At 69.0% G+C, this 18,426-nt stretch carries 14 protein-coding genes; 5 read left to right on the forward strand and 9 right to left on the reverse strand.

Translation table 11 applies throughout. The features are described from left to right. Positions 1 to 8: 8 nt before the first annotated feature. Positions 9 to 2,606: an ATP-dependent chaperone ClpB gene (gene clpB / locus OHO27_RS18745; RefSeq protein WP_328425388.1), complete on the reverse strand. Its 2,598-nt coding sequence runs from the start codon at positions 2,604 to 2,606 to the stop codon at positions 9 to 11. A 154-nt stretch (positions 2,607 to 2,760) separates the two neighbouring features. Between clpB and OHO27_RS18750 the strand changes: the two genes are divergently transcribed. Further along, positions 2,761 to 3,174 carry a pyridoxamine 5'-phosphate oxidase family protein gene (locus OHO27_RS18750; protein WP_328425390.1) on the forward strand — a complete coding sequence of 138 codons (414 nt, stop codon included), beginning with the start codon at positions 2,761 to 2,763 and terminating at the stop codon, positions 3,172 to 3,174. A gap of 190 nt (positions 3,175 to 3,364) precedes the next feature. Here the strand turns inward: OHO27_RS18750 and OHO27_RS18755 are convergent, their stop codons facing one another. Next, entirely contained in the window at positions 3,365 to 3,700 is a 336-nt protein-coding gene (locus OHO27_RS18755) for a hypothetical protein (RefSeq protein ID WP_147994775.1), read from the reverse strand. A 373-nt stretch (positions 3,701 to 4,073) separates the two neighbouring features. Between OHO27_RS18755 and OHO27_RS18760 the strand changes: the two genes are divergently transcribed. Continuing rightward, complete coding sequence (locus OHO27_RS18760; RefSeq protein ID WP_328425393.1) at positions 4,074 to 5,018, forward strand: helix-turn-helix transcriptional regulator; 945 nt, start codon at positions 4,074 to 4,076, stop codon at positions 5,016 to 5,018. Between the two features lie 62 nt (positions 5,019 to 5,080). On the opposite strand, the gene OHO27_RS18765 is transcribed toward OHO27_RS18760, so the two are convergent. Together OHO27_RS18765 and OHO27_RS18770 are read right to left on the reverse strand one after the other, a co-directional pair. Then, on the reverse strand, positions 5,081 to 6,148 hold the full coding sequence (locus OHO27_RS18765) for a helix-turn-helix transcriptional regulator (protein WP_328425395.1): 1,068 nt from the start codon (positions 6,146 to 6,148) through the stop codon (positions 5,081 to 5,083). A 545-nt stretch (positions 6,149 to 6,693) separates the two neighbouring features. Then, complete coding sequence (locus OHO27_RS18770; RefSeq protein ID WP_328425397.1) at positions 6,694 to 7,824, reverse strand: sugar ABC transporter substrate-binding protein; 1,131 nt, start codon at positions 7,822 to 7,824, stop codon at positions 6,694 to 6,696. Between the two features lie 388 nt (positions 7,825 to 8,212). Between OHO27_RS18770 and OHO27_RS18775 the strand changes: the two genes are divergently transcribed. Then, positions 8,213 to 8,728 carry a hypothetical protein gene (locus OHO27_RS18775; RefSeq protein WP_328425399.1) on the forward strand — a complete coding sequence of 172 codons (516 nt, stop codon included), beginning with the start codon at positions 8,213 to 8,215 and terminating at the stop codon, positions 8,726 to 8,728. A gap of 105 nt (positions 8,729 to 8,833) precedes the next feature. Next, a complete protein-coding gene (locus OHO27_RS18780) occupies positions 8,834 to 10,501 on the forward strand; it encodes a PA14 domain-containing protein (protein WP_328425401.1) in 1,668 nt (555 codons plus the stop codon). Positions 10,502 to 10,582: 81 nt separating this feature from the next. On the opposite strand, the gene OHO27_RS18785 is transcribed toward OHO27_RS18780, so the two are convergent. The 5 genes from OHO27_RS18785 to OHO27_RS18805 form a co-directional block, all read right to left on the reverse strand. Continuing rightward, the gene (locus tag OHO27_RS18785; protein WP_037706704.1) at positions 10,583 to 11,029 is read right to left on the reverse strand and encodes a heat shock protein transcriptional repressor HspR; all 447 of its coding nucleotides are present in this window, start codon (positions 11,027 to 11,029) and stop codon (positions 10,583 to 10,585) included. Positions 11,030 to 11,034: 5 nt separating this feature from the next. Beyond that, complete coding sequence (dnaJ, locus tag OHO27_RS18790; protein WP_328425403.1) at positions 11,035 to 12,225, reverse strand: molecular chaperone DnaJ; 1,191 nt, start codon at positions 12,223 to 12,225, stop codon at positions 11,035 to 11,037. A gap of 42 nt (positions 12,226 to 12,267) precedes the next feature. Beyond that, positions 12,268 to 12,912 carry a nucleotide exchange factor GrpE gene (grpE, locus tag OHO27_RS18795; RefSeq protein WP_328425405.1) on the reverse strand — a complete coding sequence of 215 codons (645 nt, stop codon included), beginning with the start codon at positions 12,910 to 12,912 and terminating at the stop codon, positions 12,268 to 12,270. Next, entirely contained in the window at positions 12,912 to 14,762 is a 1,851-nt protein-coding gene (dnaK, locus tag OHO27_RS18800) for a molecular chaperone DnaK (RefSeq protein WP_328425407.1), read from the reverse strand. The genes grpE and dnaK overlap by 1 nt, the downstream gene beginning before the upstream one ends. 105 nt (positions 14,763 to 14,867) lie before the next feature. Then, positions 14,868 to 15,920, reverse strand: coding sequence for an MraY family glycosyltransferase (locus OHO27_RS18805; RefSeq protein ID WP_443059565.1), 1,053 nt, complete (start codon positions 15,918 to 15,920; stop codon positions 14,868 to 14,870). Positions 15,921 to 16,123: 203 nt separating this feature from the next. Here OHO27_RS18805 and OHO27_RS18810 point away from each other — a divergent pair, with 203 nt between their 5' ends. After that, positions 16,124 to 18,418 carry a (Fe-S)-binding protein gene (locus tag OHO27_RS18810; protein ID WP_328425409.1) on the forward strand — a complete coding sequence of 765 codons (2,295 nt, stop codon included), beginning with the start codon at positions 16,124 to 16,126 and terminating at the stop codon, positions 18,416 to 18,418. The last annotated feature ends 8 nt before the right edge of the window (positions 18,419 to 18,426 follow it).

The following is an 18,426-nucleotide window of genomic DNA, read 5'->3' on the forward strand; positions in this document are numbered from 1 at the left end:
CTGCGCGGCTACAACGTCTTCCCCGTGGCCCGCCCCACGATCAGGCCGTCCCCGGAGGCGTCCACCCGTACCGTGTCGCCGTCCTTGACCTCGCCGGAGAGGATCTCCTTGGCGAGGCGGTCACCGATGGCGGTCTGGACGAGGCGGCGCAGGGGCCGGGCACCGTAGGCCGGGTCGTTGCCCTCGTCGGCGAGCCAGGCCAGGGCCTCGTCGCTGACCTCCAGGGTGAGCCGCCGCTCCGCCAGCCGCTTGGCGAGCCGGCCGATCTGCAGCCGGGCGATCCGGCCCAGCTCGTCCTTCGACAGGGCCGAGAAGACCACCAGGTCGTCGAGGCGGTTGAGGAACTCGGGCTTGAAGGAAGCCCGGACCACCTCCAGGACCTGCTCCTTCTTCTCCGTCTCACTGGTGATCGGGTCGACCAGGAACTGGCTGCCCAGGTTGGACGTCAGCACCAGGATCGCGTTGCGGAAATCGACCGTACGGCCCTGTCCGTCCGTCAACCGTCCGTCGTCCAGCACCTGAAGGAGGATGTCGAAGACCTCGGGGTGCGCCTTCTCGACCTCGTCGAGCAGCACGACGCTGTACGGCCGCCTGCGCACCGCCTCCGTCAGCTGACCGCCCTCCTCGTAGCCGACGTACCCGGGGGGTGCGCCGACCAGCCGGGCCACGCTGTGCTTCTCGCCGTACTCCGACATGTCGATGCGGACCATCGCCCGCTCGTCGTCGAAGAGGAAGTCGGCGAGGGCCTTGGCGAGTTCGGTCTTGCCGACGCCGGTCGGGCCGAGGAAGAGGAAGGAGCCGGTCGGACGGTCCGGGTCGGCGATGCCGGCCCGGGTGCGGCGTACCGCGTCGGACACGGCGCGCACGGCTTCGCCCTGTCCGATGAGGCGCTTGCCCAACTCCTCCTCCATCCGCAGGAGTTTCTGCGTCTCGCCCTCCAGGAGGCGGCCCGCGGGGATGCCGGTCCAGGCGGCGACGGTGTCGGCGATGTCGTCGGAGCCGACCTCCTCCTTGACCATCGTGCTCTTGGCGGCCGCCTCCTCCGCCTGCGAGGCCTCCTCCAGGTCCCGCTCAAGGGCGGGGATCTCGCCGTAGAGCAGCTTGCTGGCGGAGTCGAAGTCACCGTCGCGCTGGGCGCGTTCGGCCTGTCCGCGTGCCTCGTCGAGCCGTTCCTTCAGCTCGCCGACGCGGTTGAGGGACTGCTTCTCCTTCTCCCAGCGGGCGGTCAGGCCCCGCAGCTCCTCCTCCCTGTCGGCGAGATCGCGGCGCAGCCGCTCCAGGCGTTCGAGGGAGGCCGCGTCGGTCTCCTTGCTGAGGGCCAGCTCCTCCATCTTCAGCCGGTCCACGGACCGCTGGAGCTCGTCGATCTCGACGGGGGACGAGTCGATCTCCATCCGGAGCCGGGAGGCGGCCTCGTCGACGAGGTCGATGGCCTTGTCCGGCAGGAACCGGGAGGTGATGTACCGGTCGGAGAGGGTGGCCGCGGCGACGAGCGCGCTGTCCGCGATCTGGACCTTGTGGTGGGCCTCGTAGCGTCCCTTGAGCCCGCGCAGGATCGCGATGGTGTCCTCGACGGTCGGCTCGGCGACCAGCACCTGCTGGAAGCGCCGCTCCAGGGCGGGGTCCTTCTCGATCCGCTCGCGGTACTCGTCGAGGGTGGTGGCGCCGACCATGCGCAGCTCACCGCGCGCGAGCATGGGCTTGAGCATGTTGCCGGCGTCCATGGCGGAGTCCCCGCCGGCACCGGCGCCCACGACCGTGTGCAGCTCGTCGATGAAGGTGATGATCTGCCCGTCGGAGTTCTTGATCTCCGCGAGCACGGTCTTCAGCCGCTCCTCGAACTCACCTCGGTACTTCGCCCCGGCGACCATGGCACCGAGGTCGAGCGCGACGAGCCGCTTGTTCTTCAGCGACTCCGGCACGTCCCCCTTGACGATCCGCTGGGCGAGCCCTTCCACGACGGCGGTCTTGCCGACGCCGGGCTCACCGATGAGGACGGGGTTGTTCTTGGTGCGCCGGGAGAGCACCTGCACGACCCGCCTGATCTCCTGGTCCCGCCCGATGACGGGGTCGAGCTTGCCCTCGCGGGCGGCGGCCGTGAAGTCGGTACCGAACTTCTCCAGCGCCTTGTACTGCCCCTCAGGGTCGGCGGTGGTGACGCGCCGCCCGCCGCGGGCCTTCTGGAAGGCCTCCAGCAGCTTCTTCGCGGTGGCCCCCTGCTGGGCGAGCACCTCACCCGCCTTGCCGCCCTTGGCGGCGGTGCCGATGAGCAGGTGCTCGGTGGAGAGGTACTCGTCCCCGAGCTCCTTGGCCCGCGCCTGGGCGTCCGCGATCACGGCGAGCAGCTCGCGGTTGGGCTGCGGGGGCGCCACCGTGGACCCGGTCACGCTGGGCAGCGCGGCGAGCGCCTTCTCGGCGCCGGCCCGCACGGAGGCCTGGTCGGCGTCGACGGCCGCCAGCAAGTCGATGATGTTCTCGTTCTCCTGCCCCTGGAGCAGAGCGAGGAGCAGATGGGCGGGCGTGAGGTCCGCATGCCCCTCGGTCAAGGCCCGATTACTGGCCGCGTTGATCGCGTCCCGGCTCCTGTTGGTCAGCTCGGCTTCCACGTTGGCGTTCTCCTCCTGGCGTCAGCGTCTCCCAGTACTGACTGAGTCAGCGTACACAAAGTTGAGTCTATTCCACTCAAGGTAGTCCCGGGAGGCCTGGGGCGGCCAGGCCCTGCCGTCAGGTTCCCGCCGGCAGGGCCTAGGGTTCCGGGCCATGGCGGCACACCCCCAGGATCCTGGCGCGCCGGACGCGCCGTACCTCACCTTCTGGCAGGAGAGACACCTGTGCACCCTGACGACCCTGCGCCCGGACCTCACTCCGCATGTCGTACCCGTCGGAGTGACATACGACCCTGAGGCGCGGCTTGCTCGGGTGATCGCGAACAAGTCCAGCGCGAAGGTGGGCCATGTACGGGCCGCCGGCCCGGACGGCGCCCGGGTCGCGGTCTGCCAGGTGGACGGACGGCGGTGGGCGACGCTGGAGGGCCTGGCACACGTCCGGAACGACCCCGAGCGGGTCGCGGAAGCGGTACGCCGGTATGCGCAGCGGTACGGGCGCACGCCGCGGCCGAATCCGGACCGCGTGGTGATCGAGATCGATCTGACGCGGGCGATGGGGCAGGGGTGAGCCCTGGGACGCGGCCCGAGGGGGCCTGGTTCCCAGTGGCTGGATACCGGGCGACCGGTTTCGGCCACCGCCGGAACAGGGAGATACGGGTAAATGTCCCCGGAAACTGCAGCGGCGTCACCGTGTTCAGGTCACGGTGACGCCGCTGCGGGGAAGCACCTGAGCGATCTGTTACGACGGGGGAATCGCGTCAGGCACTGCGGGGGGTGGCTGAGATGGTCCTTGGGGCCGGGGCCTCCGGCTCCACCAGGCGGTGGTCGCGCTGATCGAGATTGACGAAGATCATTCCGTACCGGATGGCGCACCTGACGGGTTGCGGTGCCCCCCGAGGCCGTCGCAGACACCGGTAAGCCCGTACGTCCTCGTCGTCGTCCCGCGTGACGACCACCGGTTCTCCGAAGACGGTCACCATCAACGAGTCACCGGAGTGGGGGATCGCGGTGACCAGGTCGATGAAGTGCCAGCCGGAGCGGTAGGCGGTGGCCATTTCCCGGCGGAAGGAGCGGTCGTCGGGTGGGGTGGTCATGCCGACTCCCGCTCACCGCTGCTCGCCTCGGCGTTGGCCGGCCAGGAACTGTCCCCGGCAATCGTGACAGTCTGTGACTGGGTGGGCCAGCTACTGTCCGCTCGCGAGTCGCTCTTCGATTCCGAGAGGCCCCCCAGGACTCCGAAGGCCACAACGGTGGAGAAGGCGGCGACAAGAATCGAGCGAAGCATTCTGTTCCGCATAGTCGGCTTCGTCCTCACTTGAAGGTCCCCTCTTCCCCCGTCGAGTAAGACGATGGCTCATTCGGGCACTTCATGGCCACACGATCGGTGCATCATGTTCCTGCATGTTCAGGACCCTGGGGGGTGGAGATTTGGTGACGAATCAGACTAAAGCGATACATCCCCATGCGATGACCGAGATGTGCGCGGAAGGTGGCCGACTCTATGCGAACGCGCTGCGCACGGGGCGTATCGCACGCACCGACGTGGAGTCCGTCCCCTGCCTGATGGAGTTCGCCCTGCTCTATCCGGATGCCGACGACCCGAACTGGCTGCGTCCCGTTCCGGCGTCCGTCGCCCTGGCTCAGCGGCTCAATCCCATCGAGCGGGAGATCTCCGATCGTCGGCGGCTGTCCGTCGACCTGGCCGACGCACTCCAGCCATTCATGGACCTCAGCGCTCAGGTGACGGGTAGCACGCACTCCATCACTGTGCTGGAGGGCGGGGAGCGGATCAACGCCGCCCTCAATCTGGCCACGGCCCAGTGCCACACCGAAATGCTCACGGTCCAGCCGAGCAACCGCATCTCGGAGAGCAGCTTGTTGCAGGGCCTGGAGCGGGACCGGCCACTGATCGAACGCGGGGTGCGCATAAGGACCCTCTACCAGCACACGGTGCGCCACAACCCGGGGAAGCTGGCCTATGTCGCCCAGCTCTCCGACGGCAAGGTGGAGTACCGCACCATCGACGAGCTGGTCGAGCGCCTGATCATCTGCGACGAGTCGGTCGCCTTCATCCCCACCCGCGACGACCAGCAGGTGGCCCTGGAGCTGCGCCAGCCCGGGCTCATCCGCTACTTGATCAAGGTCTTCGAGTTCATGTGGAGCCGCGCGGTTGCGCTGACCGAACACGCGCCCTACGAGACCGCGCCCGACGGCATCACGGAGATCCAGCACTCCATCGCGAAGCTCCTCGTGGAGGGGCACGTCGACGAGGCGATCGCCCGCCGGCTGGGCATGAACGTGCGCACCTGCCGGGCCCACATCGCCAAGCTGGCCACGGCGCTGGGCAGTGGGAGCCGTGCTCAACTCGGCTTCCTCATCGCACAGTCCGGAATCCTCGACAACGAGAGCTGAGCGACGGGAGTGCCGTACGGAATCGGTCCGGGCTCGGCCGGTTCGGGCTCAACCCGGCTGTCTCACCGGCCGGTCGGGGTCTCCTGACCGGGCAGACCGGGCACCCGGGGAACCCCGGCCACGCTGATCACCGCGGCCCCCGACGACGCCCGCGAGCGGTCCAGGCCCACCTGGGCGATACGGACGCCGAGTTGTGTACGGCTCGCCGCGCCCAGCGTTTCCGACAGGCGCGCGATGTGCGCCCGGCACGTCCGGACGCTTATCCCCAGCCGCTCCGCGATCACCGCGTCCTGGTGCCCCTCGGCGAGCAGCGCCGCGATGGACTGTTCGCGGTGGGAAATGCCCTCGATGCCGGTGTCGGGCAGGGGCGCGGTCAGCGGGATCGCGAGGCGCCACAGCCGCTCGAAGACCGTGACCAGGTAGTTCACCAGCGCCGGATGCCGCAGTTCCAGCGCCATCGTGCGGTCGGCGTTCGCCGGGATGAAGGCCACCGTCCGGTCGAAGAGGATCAGCCGGTCGATCACCTCGTCCAGCGTGCGGGCCTCCACCGAATCGCCCATCAGTTCAAGGTAGTTCAGCAGCCCCTGGCCGTGCCGCGCCACGTGCGTGTACAGGTCGCGCATCCGCACGCCCCGCCCGCGCAGCTCCATCGCCCGGTGCAGCCCCTCCGTCAGCTCGTGCTCGGGACGGATGCCGCCGGGCTGCACGGTCAGCACCTGACTGGTGCACGCCTGGGTCGCCTCGTCCAGCGCGCCCTGGATGCGCGAGTCACCGTCCAGGACCCGGATCGCCGTGCCCTCGACGCCGGACGCCTGCGGCAGCGGGGGACCGAGCCCGGCGTACCACTCGAAGGCCGCCACCGCCGAGCCCACCCGCCGCTGGCTCGCGCTGACCTCGTCGTACACCCCGCGTAGCAGCCGCGTCATGACCTCCTGCGGGGAGGTCGGCACCAGCCAGTCCATGTCGTCGGGGTCGGGATGCAGTAGCGCCAGGTCCAGCAGGCAGGGCACCGGCTCCGCGTCCCGGCGCGGCACACGGCCGCGCCGTACGGCCCGGGAGTACACGCGATCCCCCGCGTCGCACAGTCGGTCGGCACCGTGGGGATGCTCCTCGGTCCCGTGCCCGGCCATCGCCCCATCCACCCCCGGTTCTTGCCTTTCGCCGGCTCGCTCACCTCGGGAGCGCGGTGTCGACCTCTGCCGGGACACCCGGGCCGGGCGTGGCCCTGGTCGACAGGCCCACCGTGCTCGGCCCGTCGGGCCTACGGTTCGCTCGCGCTTCCGCAGCGCAACTATGCGCGGACCGGCCGTGCTCCGCAACACGGCTCCCACCGGGACCAGCGCCGTAAAACACCAGTACGCCCCGGTTCTTACCGGCCTCCGTCCGTCGAGTTGCAACAAGCTGGGGGTGTCATCCCGGCCTTTGCACCGTGCGCTGCAAAGCACGCCGGCCGGCCGGGCGGCCCGGCCGGCGGCCGACAGGGGCGTGCCGTATGCCTTCGAGGACGGCATCGAGCCCTTGCCACCCCGGCTCGGCGATCGGCTGCCCGGCATCCTCGGCGCGGCCGAGGCGGGCCACGTCACACTCGCGAACACCGTCGGGAACGCGCACCGGACAAAGAGACAGGGCCCGCCGGAAGACCGACGAGCCCTTTCTGCTGAACCGTGCCTGCGCCCTACTTGCTGAGCCCGGCCGACGTGCACGCGGACTTGTACTCACCCGCGCAGATCTCCGACAGCTCGTAGATCCCGTCGGCGAGGACGGTCTCCTCGATGTTCTTCTTCGTCAGGGCGACCACCGGCACCAGCAGGGCCGGGATGTCCTTGGCGGTCGGGCTGTCGACCTGGTCCTGGGTGAGGGAGTCGAACTGGATGTCCTTGCCCTGGACCTTGGCCACGGCCATTTCCGCGGCGCTCTCGGCCTCCTGCGGGTACGACTTGTACACGCTCATGTACTGCTCGCCGCTCAGGATCCGCTGGATGGCGTCCAGTTCGGCGTCCTGTCCGGTGATGGGCGGCAGGTCGGTCACGCCCTCGGCCTGCAGGGCCTTGATGATGCCGCCGGCCATGCCGTCGTTGGCGGAGTAGACGCCCTTGATGTTGTTCGCGCCGATGGCCTTGATCGCCTCGGTCATGTTGGCCTGGGCGTTCTCCGGCTTCCAGTCCTTGGTGTCGTACGACTTGGCGACGTCGACCGAGCCGTTGAGCTCGGAGAGGGCGCCCGCCTTGAACTGCTTGGCGTTCGGGTCGGTGGGCGACCCGTTCATCATGACGATCTTGTCGGACGAGTCGACGTCCGGACCCATGGCCTCCATGAGGGAGCGGCCCTGCACCTCGCCGACCAGCTCGTTGTCGAAGGAGACGTACGCGTCGATCGGTCCCTCGGCGAGGCGGTCGTAGGCGATGACCGGGATGCCGGCGTCCTTGGCCTTCTGGACGCCGTCGGCTATGGCGTGGGCGTCCACGGCGTCCAGCAGGATCACGTCGACCTGGTCGTTGATCATCTGCTGGAGCTGGCTCGCCTGCTTCTTGGCGTCGGCGTCCGCGTTGCGGTAGTCGACCTGGCCCTGCTTGTCGGTGAGCTCCGCGACCTTGTTCTTGATGATGGGGTAGTCGAACTTGTCGTAGCGCGTGTTGGCCGTCTCCGGCAGCAGCAGCCCGACGGTGACGTCGTCGCCCTTGGTCGGGCTCGCCTCACTGCTGTCCCCGGTGACGCCCAGCGCCCCGCACGCAGCCAGCGAGAGGGTCATCGTGGACGCGGCGGCCACGGCGGTGGCGGTGCGGCGCAGGGGGCGCAAGGGACGCATAGAGGAGCTCACTTCTGGTGCCTTCGGGACACGGGCGCGCCATTGCGCCCAGATGACTGAAAAGCCAACGCGTCGACCGCCCCCAGCGTCAAGCGGAATCACTTAACGAGTGCGCAACACCACGCTCCGCTGATCATGTAAAGACATGGCGAAACATATCGCAACGCCCGTTACACCCCCTCCACCGAACCTTGATCGAACACGCTGTCAAGATCCGTACAACCAGCCCCATTCCCCACGAGTCCTGTTCAGGACGACTCCCGCCCGTCGTCCCGCACTCGACCAGCGGATCGAATGAACCCAGCCAGACGCGCGACCGCCGCAGTGACCTGGCGGTGACCGCACCCGCCACCTGACCGACCGGACCGGAGCTGCGAAGATCATCCGCATGACCGTCATCACCGAAACCCTCGTCGAGGACAGCCGGTTCGGCACGCTGACCGTCCGTCTGGACACCGAGCGCGGCGAAGTCGTCGTCGAGGGCACGGCGGTACCACGGACCGTGCTGAGCCGGTCCGCGGGCACCGAGGCCGAGGAGCACATCCCCGTCGGCACCCGGGCCGGCGACCGGCTCACCCTCACCGTGGACGGCGCGGAGGCGGACGTGCGCCCGGCGAAGGGGCGGCTGACCCGGCGTTCGTACGCGGTCGAGGTCCGGCACGCCGGCCATGTCTGGCGGCTGCTCCCCGACTCCGTGCCGGACAGCCGCCTCCTGCGCGACGGGCGGCGCCTCGGCGACTTCACCTCCCAGGGCGACGGCGAGGTCTCGGCCGAGTGGCGCGCGGACTCGGCCCCGGAAGCCATGGACGCGGGCGTCGGATACGCCCTCGCCGCCGGATTCGGGACGGGGGCGCAGCCGATGTGGATGCTGGTCGTGGACGCGATCGGGGATCTGATTCCCTGACGCGGTGGCGGCATCGCCGCAGCCCGTACAACCAATTGGTGTGCCGGCCGGTCCTGTTCGTCGACGGTTGATCACTGCCGTCGCCGAACCGGACCGAAGGACCGCATGAACCCAGCCAGACGCACGACCGCGGCCACCGCGACCGCCCTCGTGCTCGCCACCGCGGGCGGCCTGCTCACCACTCTCGCCGCCCCCGCGTCCGCTGCAGTGACCTGCACGTCACCGGTCTTCAAGCGGCAGTTCTTCGCGAACACCGCCTTCACGGGCACGCCGAAGAAGACCGACTGCGACACGGCCGTCGACCAGAACTGGGGCACCGGCGCCCCGGCGTCCGGCCTCCCGAAGGACAACTTCTCCGTCCGCTGGACCGTGACACGGGACTTCGGCTCCGGAGGTCCCTTCTCCTTCGCCGCCTCCTCCCAGGACGGCATCCGCGTCTACCTCGACGGCTCCCGCAAGGTCGACCTCTGGAAGAACGTCTCGACCACTGCGAAGAAGACGGTCAACGTCACCGTCCCGGCCGGCAAGCACACCCTGCGTATCGACTACGTCAACTGGACCGGCACGGCCAACGTCAAGTTCGGTTACACGCCGAGGACTTCGGCGACCGTGGACAAGGTCAAGCCGCTCACTCCCGCCGGGACCTCGGTGGCGTACGACAAGACCACCGGCAAGGCCAAGGTCACGTGGGCGAAGAACAAGGAGATGGACCTCGCGGGCTACCGCGTCTACCGCCGCCTCAAGGGCACATCCTTCGGCAGCACGCCGCTCGCGACGACCACCTCGGCCACGTACACCGACACCACCCTCCCGGTGACCGGCGAGGCGTACTACTACGAGGTCCGCGCCCACGACAAGGCGGGCAACTCCTCGTCCGGCACGGCGGACCAGGGCGTCACCACTGTCGACCGGACGGCCCCGGCGCGGGTCGAGACCGTGTCGGCGCTGGGGACGACCGCCGGCAACGCCCTCACCTGGAAGGCCTCGCCGTCGAAGGACGTGCACCACTACGAGGTGTGGGGCGCCGAGGGCGGCCTGTCGGACATGGACGGTCCGGGGATCGTCTTCGGTACGTCCTGGACGGACAGCGTGGCGCCCGCGGGGCTGCGCTACAACTACGAGGTGGTCGCCGTCGACGCCGCCGGGAACTTCGCCCCGGTCTCCGACCCCGCGGTGGTCACCCGCCCCGAGGCCTCCACCGTGGCCGCTCCCACCGGTCTCACGAGCACGCTCGGCGGCTCGATGACATCGCTGCGCTGGACCCCGCCAAAGGACTCCGCGGCCGCTTCCTACCGGGTCTACCGCCGGACTGAGGCGAACGGCGGCTGGTCGCTGCTGGGCGCCACCTCGACGGCATCGTACGAGGACCGGACCGCTCCGAAGGGCAAGGCGTACTACTACGTGGCCACCGTCGACGGCACCGGTGCCGATTCGATGCCCTCCGCCGACCTCGTCGTGGACAGGCCGACCCCGGCCACCGCGACCGGACCTGCCCAACCGCAGCTGACCCTGGTCTCCTCCGGCGGCACCCGGCACCCCATCATCGTCACCGCCAAGCCGGGCGCGGGCGACGAGGGACGACTGCTGAAGGGATACTCGTGGGCCATCTCCGGGGCGTGCGGTGACAGCGGTCTCGGCGGCATGTCGACGACGGGCACCATCGAGTGGACGCCGCCCTACAACGGGCCCTGCATGATCAGCGTGTTCGCCGTGGACGTCTACGGCGGCATCGGTGAACGCGGCTCCTGGCTGGAGTTCATGGTGGGCCGCTGATCCCGGTCACACACACGGGAAACACGGGAAGGGGCCCGGAGGTCGCACCTCCGGGCCCCTTCCGCACGCACGGACAACCTGTCAGTCCTTGGCCTTCTTCGGCCGCCACACCACCAACGCGCTGGTCTGCTGTACCTCCTGGTACGGCACCAGGTCGCGGCGGTACGACGCGTGCACCGCCGCCTCGCGCTGCTGCATCGCCGCCGCGGCCCCTTCCACGGCGGCCTGGAGTTCGGCCACCCGGGACTGGAGCGCGGCGACCTGGTTCTCCAGTTCGATGATGCGCTTGATGCCGGCGAGGTTGATGCCCTCGTCCTGCGACAGCTGCTGGACGGTGCGCAGCAGTTCGATGTCACGGGCCGAGTAACGGCGCCCCCGGCCCGCGGTGCGGTCCGGAGACACCAGGCCCAAGCGGTCGTACTGGCGCAGGGTCTGCGGGTGCAGGCCGGACAGCTGGGCCGCCACCGAGATGACGTAGACCGGGGTCTCCTCGGTCAGTTCATACGGGTTGCGTCGACGACCGTCCATCTGACTCATGCTCCCTTCGCGGCCTGGAACAGCTCCGCCCGCGGATCCTCACCCGCGGTCGCCTCGCGATACGCCTCCAGCGCGTCACGAGCCTTCCCCGTCAGGTCCGTCGGAACACTCACCTCGACGGTGACCAGAAGGTCGCCTCGGGTGCCGTCCTTGCGGACCGCGCCCTTGCCGCGCGCCCGCATGGTGCGGCCGTTGGGCGTGCCGGGAGGCAGTTTCAGGGTGACCGGCGGTCCGCCCAGGGTGGGGACCCTGACCTCACCGCCGAGCGCCGCCTCCGTGAAGGTCACGGGGACGGTCACCGTGAGGTTGTCCTCCTTGCGGCCGAACACCGGGTGCGCGTCGACATGCACGGTGACGTACAGGTCGCCGGACGGGCCGCCGCGCTCGCCGGGTGCGCCCTTGCCACGCAGGCGGATGCGCTGGCCGTCCGACACCCCGGCGGGGATGCGGACCTGCATGGTCCTGGACGACTTCGCCCTGCCGCTGCCCTTGCAGTCCATGCAGGGGTGCTCGGCGATCAGGCCGCGCCCCTTGCAGTCCGGGCACGGGTCGGTGAGGGAGAAGCCACCGCCCGAGCCCCGCGCCACCTGGCCGGTGCCGACGCAGGTCGGGCACACGCGCGGCGTGCCGTTCTTGTCGCCGGTGCCCGCGCAGGCCTTGCACGGTGACTGCGAGGACATCCGCAGCGGGACCGTCGCACCCTCGATCGCCTCGGTGAAGCTGAGGTTGACCTCGGTGTCGATGTCCTGGCCGCGCCGGGGCTGGGTACGGGTCGTACCCGTGCCGCCGCGGTTGAACAGGCCCCCGAAGACGTCGCCGAGTCCGCCGCCGAAGCCGCCGGCTCCGCCTTGGCCGCCGCCGCCCTGGGCGCCGCCTCCGAAGAGGTCGCCCAGGTCGAAGTTGAAGTTGCCGCCGCCCGCGCCGCCCGGCCCCGGGCGGAAGCCGCCGTTGCCGAACAGGGCGCGAGCCTCGTCGTACTCCTTGCGCTTCTTGGGGTCGCCGAGGACGTCGTTCGCCTCGGAGATCTCCTTGAAGCGGTCCTCCGCCTTGGCGTTGCCCTTGTTGGCGTCCGGGTGGTTCTCGCGGGCGAGCTTCCGGTACGCCTTCTTGATCTCGGCCTCGGTGGCGTCCTTGGGGACGCCGAGGACCTTGTAGTAGTCCTTCTCGATGAAGTCCTTGGTGCTCATCCTCGACGTACCCCCTTCCCGTAGTCCCTCGTCAGTTCAACGTCAGCCCTCGTCCGGGCCACCGCTCTCCTTGTCGTCGGCCGCCTCGGCAGACTCCTCCTTGACGGTCTGCGCGCCCGGCTGCGGCTCGGCGACGGCCACCCGCGCGGGGCGGATGGTGCGCTCGCCGATGCGATACCCGGGCTGCAGGATCGCCACGCAGGTCGTCTCGGTGACGTCCGGCGCGTAGGAGTGCATCAGGGCCTCGTGGATCGTCGGGTCGAAGGGCTCGCCCTCCTTGCCGAACGCCTGCAGTCCCATCTTCGCCGCGACGGTCTCCAGCGACTCCGCGACGGACTTGAATCCGCCGACGAGTTCGCCGTGTTCACGCGCGCGGCCGATGTCGTCGATCACGGGCAGGAGCTCGGTCAGGAGGTTCGCGATGGCGATCTCCTTGACCGTGATCCGGTCCCGCTCCACGCGGCGGCGGTAGTTCTGGTACTCGGCCTGGAGCCGCTGGAGGTCCGCCGTGCGCTCGCCGAGCGCCGTACGCACCTGGTCCAGCTGGGCCACCAGGCCCGGGTCTGCTGCTCCGTCCCCGGCCGGGGCCGCCCCTTCCTGAGGGGCGGCCTTCGACTCGGCGTCGTCAGGGGTCGCGCCGGAGGGGACGTCGGGCTTCTCCTCGAAGCCCGGGGTCTCCTCCGTCATTACGCGGCACCGTCCTTGCGCTCGTCGTCCACGATCTCGGCGTCGACGACGTCGTCGTCAGCGGCCTTGCCGCCCGGGGCAGCGCCCTCCGGACCGCCGGCAGCGCCCTGCGCGGCCTGGGCGTCGGCGTACATGGCCTGACCGACCTTCTGCGAGACCGCGGCGACCTTCTCGGTGGCGCTGCGGATCTCGGCGGTGTCCTCGCCCTTGAGCGCGGTCTTCAGCTCCTCGACGGCGGCCTCGACCTCGGTCTTGACCTCGCCGGGGACCTTGTCCTCGTTGTCCTTGAGGAACTTCTCCGTCTGGTAGACGAGCTGCTCGCCCTGGTTGCGGGACTCGGCCGCCTCGCGGCGGGCGTGGTCCTCCTCCGCGTACTTCTCGGCCTCTTCGCGCATCCGGTTGACCTCGTCCTTCGGCAGCGAGGAGCCACCGGTGACGGTCATCTTCTGCTCCTTGCCCGTGCCGAGGTCCTTCGCGGTCACGTGCATGATGCCGTTGGCGTCGATGTCGAAGGCGACCTCGATCTGCGGGACACCGCGCGGGGCCGGCGGCAGACCGGTCAGCTCGAACATCCCGAGCTTCTTGTTGTACGCCGCGATCTCGCGCTCGCCCTGGTAGACCTGGATCTGCACGGACGGCTGGTTGTCCTCGGCCGTCGTGAAGATCTCGGACCGCTTGGTCGGGATCGTGGTGTTGCGCTCGATGAGCTTGGTCATGATGCCGCCCTTGGTCTCGATACCGAGGGACAGCGGGGTCACGTCGAGGAGCAGGACGTCCTTGACCTCACCCTTGAGGACACCGGCCTGCAGGGCGGCGCCGATGGCGACGACCTCGTCCGGGTTGACGCCCTTGTTGGCGTCCTTGCCGCCGGTCAGCTCGCGCACGAGCTCGGCGACGGCGGGCATACGGGTGGAGCCGCCGACGAGGACGACGTGGTCGATCTCGTTGATGGAGACGCCGGCGTCCTTCATGACGTTGAAGAACGGGGTCTTGCAGCGCTCCAGGAGGTCCGCGGTCAGCTGCTGGAACTGAGCCCGGGTGAGCTTCTCGTCCAGGTGCAGCGGGCCCTCGGCGGAGGCGGTGATGTAGGGCAGGTTGATCGAGGTCTCGGTGGACGAGGACAGCTCGATCTTGGCCTTCTCGGCAGCCTCACGCAGACGCTGCAAGGCCATCTTGTCCTTGGCGAGGTCCACGCCGTGACCGGACTTGAACTGCTGCACCAGGTAGTCGACGACGCGCTGGTCCCAGTCGTCACCACCGAGGTGGTTGTCACCGTTGGTGGCCTTCACCTCGACGACGCCGTCGCCGATCTCCAGGAGGGACACGTCGAAGGTGCCGCCACCGAGGTCGAAGACGAGGATCGTCTGGTCGTCCTTGTCGAGGCCGTACGCCAGCGCGGCCGCGGTGGGCTCGTTGACGATGCGAAGGACGTTCAGACCGGCGATCTCGCCGGCCTCCTTCGTCGCCTGGCGCTCGGAGTCGTTGAAGTACGCCGGGACGGTGATGACCGCGTCGGTCACCTTCTCGCCCAGGTAGGACTCGGCGTCCCGCTTCAGCTTCTGCAGGATGAAGGCGGACATCTGCTGCGGGTTGAAGGGCTTCCCGTCGAGCTCCGTCTTCCAGTCGGTGCCCATGTGGCGCTTCACGGACCTGATGGTCCGGTCCACGTTGGTGACCGCCTGACGCTTGGCGACCTCGCCGACCAGCACTTCGCCGTTCTTCGCGAAGGCGACGACGGACGGCGTGGTCCTGGCACCCTCGGCGTTGGTGATGACGGTGGGCTCGCCGCCTTCGAGAACGCTGACGACGGAGTTAGTCGTGCCCAGGTCGATGCCGACCGCACGTGCCATGGTTGATTCCTCCAGCTGACTTGAGTGGAACGGACTCAAGTGTGCATGACGGCTCGCAACCGGTCAACAGAGCTGAGTCGACCTCACTCAACTCTTATCCGTTCCTTACACGCAACTGGGCTCCGACCTGCGACGATGTGGCCTGCGCGGGCGGGCGAACAGCACCCCCAGGGGAAAAGAGGGTTGACGCCGAGGCCCGTACGGCTTGATGTGAAGCATCGCGAATACGGTGACGAGGGCACCCACTCCCACCCAGAACGCCCCGGACCGCGCCATCCATCCCATGTGCACGAGGACGCCGACGAGCACCCCGGCGAGGCCCGCGACCCCGAGCAGGACGGTCCCACCCTGCGGGGTCAGGCCGACCCGGCGCAAACGATGGGCGAAATGGTCGGGCCCGCCCCGCAGCAGCGGCCGTCCGGCCAGCCGGCGGGACAGCGCCACGAGGAGTACGTCGGCGGTGGCCAGCGAGGTGAGCGAGTAGAGCACGGCCACGCTCGACACGGGATCGTGCCCGGCCCGGGTGATGACGGCGGACGCGGCCAGCACGAACCCGACGAACAGCGACCCGCACGCCCCGAGCCCGATCCGGGCGGGATGCCAGTTGTGCATGAGGAACCCGGTCAGGGCGGCGGCCAGAACGCTGAGCAGCACCGCGAGTTCGTCCATCACCTCGGCCGCCGCACAGATCCCGACACCGAACGCGGTGACCACCCCGACGGCACCGGCCAGCGCGTCCGCGTGGTCGAGCGCCTTGAACCCGATGGCCACGAGAACGATCCAGCCGACGGCCACCAGCCCCAGCAGGATCCCGGTGTCCCCGTACGGCACCACGCAGGCCGCCGCCACCGCCGTACCGCCGATCAGGAACCGCGCCTTCACCCGCCGCACGTCGGCGACCAGCCCGAGCGCCGCGACGGCGCCCGCGGCGACCACCAGCCGCATGATCTCCGAGCCCAGCGGGGCGAACCGCGTCCACTCCCCGGCGGCGGCCACCAGGCAGGTCGTGAGCGCGACGGCGACACCGCCGAGCAGGGGCAGCGGCCGCTGGCGCCGGCGATCGACGATGCCGAAGCGCAGGGCGGGCAGCCGGAGCAGCGCCGCGAGGAGGGCGGCGAGCAGCAGGGCGGTGGTGGCGGCGGCGATCCCGTAAAGCACGGGGATAGGTTAGTGCCGTATATACCATTTCGGGATGAATAACACGATCAGTTCTTAAGGCAACCCTCAGCGACTCACATCACTCCGCGCCTGGCTACAGTGCGACGGAGGATGCGGGTAGTCTCAGAGGACTACATAAGTTACCGCTTAGTAATGTCGAGGACACCCTCGAACCACCCCTCGCAGGCCCGAGGAGCCCCGAAATGCAACTCGCCGCGATCATCGTGTCGCTGGTTCTGATCGTGGTCGGCGTGGCCCTGTTCGCGCGCGCGATCCTTCAGATCTACAACTTCATGCGGCTCGGCCAGAACGTGCCCGCGGGCACCCGCACGGACGAGCCGGTGCAGCGCACCGTCACCGTCGCCAGGGAGTTCCTCGGCCACACCCGGATGAACCGCTGGGGCATCGTGGGTGTCGCGCACTGGTTCGTGGCGGTGGGCTTCTTCTCGCTGCTGCTGACGATCGTCAACGCCATCGGCCAGCTGTTCAAGGCTGACTGGATGCTGCCGATCATCGGCGACTGGGCACCGTACAACGTCTTCGTCGAGTTCCTCGGCACCATGACGGTTCTCGGCATCCTCACGCTGATCGTGATCCGCCAGCTGAGCCGGCCGGGCAAGGCGGGCCGCAAGTCCCGCTTCGCCGGGTCCAACACCGGCCAGGCGTACTTCGTCGAGGGCGTCATCCTCATCGTCGGCGTCTGCATCTTCACGCTGCACGCGCTGGAGGGCGCCCAGCACCACGTGGACGGCTACGAGGCCTCGTTCTTCATCTCGTACCCGGTGGTGTCGTGGTTCGAGGGCATGGACATCTCCACGCTCCAGAACCTCACCTACTTCTTCGCCGGCCTGAAGATCGCGACCTCGTTCATCTGGATGATCACGGTCGCCCTGAAGACCGACATGGGTGTGGCCTGGCACCGCTTCCTGGCGTTCCCGAACATCTGGTTCAAGCGCAACGCCGCCGGTGAGACCTCGCTGGGCGCGCTGCTGCCGATGACCTCCGGCGGCCAGCCGATCGACTTCACCGACCCAGGTGACGACGACGTCTTCGGTGTCTCCCAGGTCGAGCAGTTCTCCTGGAAGGGCCTGCTGGACTTCTCCACCTGCACCGAGTGCGGACGCTGCCAGTCGCAGTGCCCCGCCTGGAACACCGGCAAGCCGCTCTCCCCCAAGCTGCTGATCATGTCGCTGCGCGACCACGCGCACGCCAAGGCCCCCTACCTGCTGGCCGGTGGCGGCAAGTCGATGGAGGGCGAGGAGAAGGCGTCCGAGGAGCAGCTGGGGGACGTCCCCGCGGCCGCCCTCGCGGAGGCCGAGCGCCCCCTCATCGGCACCGCCGAGGAGAACGGCGTCATCGACCCGGACGTCCTGTGGTCCTGCACCACCTGCGGCGCCTGCGTCGAGCAGTGCCCGGTGGACATCGAGCACATCGACCACATCGTCGACATGCGCCGCTACCAGGTGATGATCGAGAGCGCGTTCCCGTCCGAGGCGGGCACGATGCTCAAGAACCTGGAGAAGAAGGGCAACCCCTGGGGTCTGGCGAAGAAGCAGCGCCTGGAGTGGCTCAAGGAAGTCGACTTCGAGGTGCCGGTCGTCGGCAAGGACATCGAGGACCTCACCGAGGTCGAGTACCTGTACTGGGTCGGCTGCGCCGGCGCCCTGGAGGACCGCGCCAAGAAGACCACCAAGGCCTTCGCGGAGCTGCTGCACATGGCGGGCGTCAAGTTCGCGATCATGGGCGGCGACGAGAAGTGCACCGGTGACTCCGCCCGCCGCCTCGGCAACGAGCCCCTGTTCCAGGAGCTCGGCATGGAGAACGTCATGGCTCTGAACATGGCGTTCGGCGAGGAGATGGACGACGAGGGCAAGGTGACCGAGGAGTCCCGCAAGCCCAAGTCGGCCAAGAAGATCGTCGCCACCTGCCCGCACTGCCTCAACACGATCGGCAACGAGTACCCGCAGATCGGCGGCGACTACGAGGTCATCCACCACACCCAGCTGCTCCAGCACCTGGTGGACGAGGGCAAGCTGGTCCCGGTGACCCCGGTCGAGGGCATCATCACCTACCACGACCCCTGCTACCTGGGCCGCCACAACAAGATCTACACGCCTCCGCGCGAGATCATCGCCAGCGTCCCGGGCATCCGCAACGAGGAGATGCACCGCCACAAGGAGCGCGGCTTCTGCTGTGGCGCCGGTGGTGCGCGGATGTGGATGGAGGAGCGGATCGGCAAGCGCATCAACAACGAGCGCGTCGACGAGGCTCTCTCGGTGAACCCGGACATCGTCTCCACCGCCTGCCCGTTCTGCCTCGTCATGCTGACCGACTCGGTCAACGGCAAGAAGAACGACGGCAAGGCCAAGGAGTCCATCCAGGTCGTCGACGTCGCCCAGCTGCTGCTGGAGTCCGTCAAGACGCCGGTGGACCCCGAGGACACCGCGCAGACGGAGAACGAGCCGGAGACCGAGCCGCAGTCCGAGCCCGTGAAGTAGCCGTCACG

The organism is Streptomyces sp. NBC_00443, from assembly GCF_036014175.1.
In the GTDB taxonomy this organism is placed as follows: domain Bacteria; phylum Actinomycetota; class Actinomycetes; order Streptomycetales; family Streptomycetaceae; genus Streptomyces.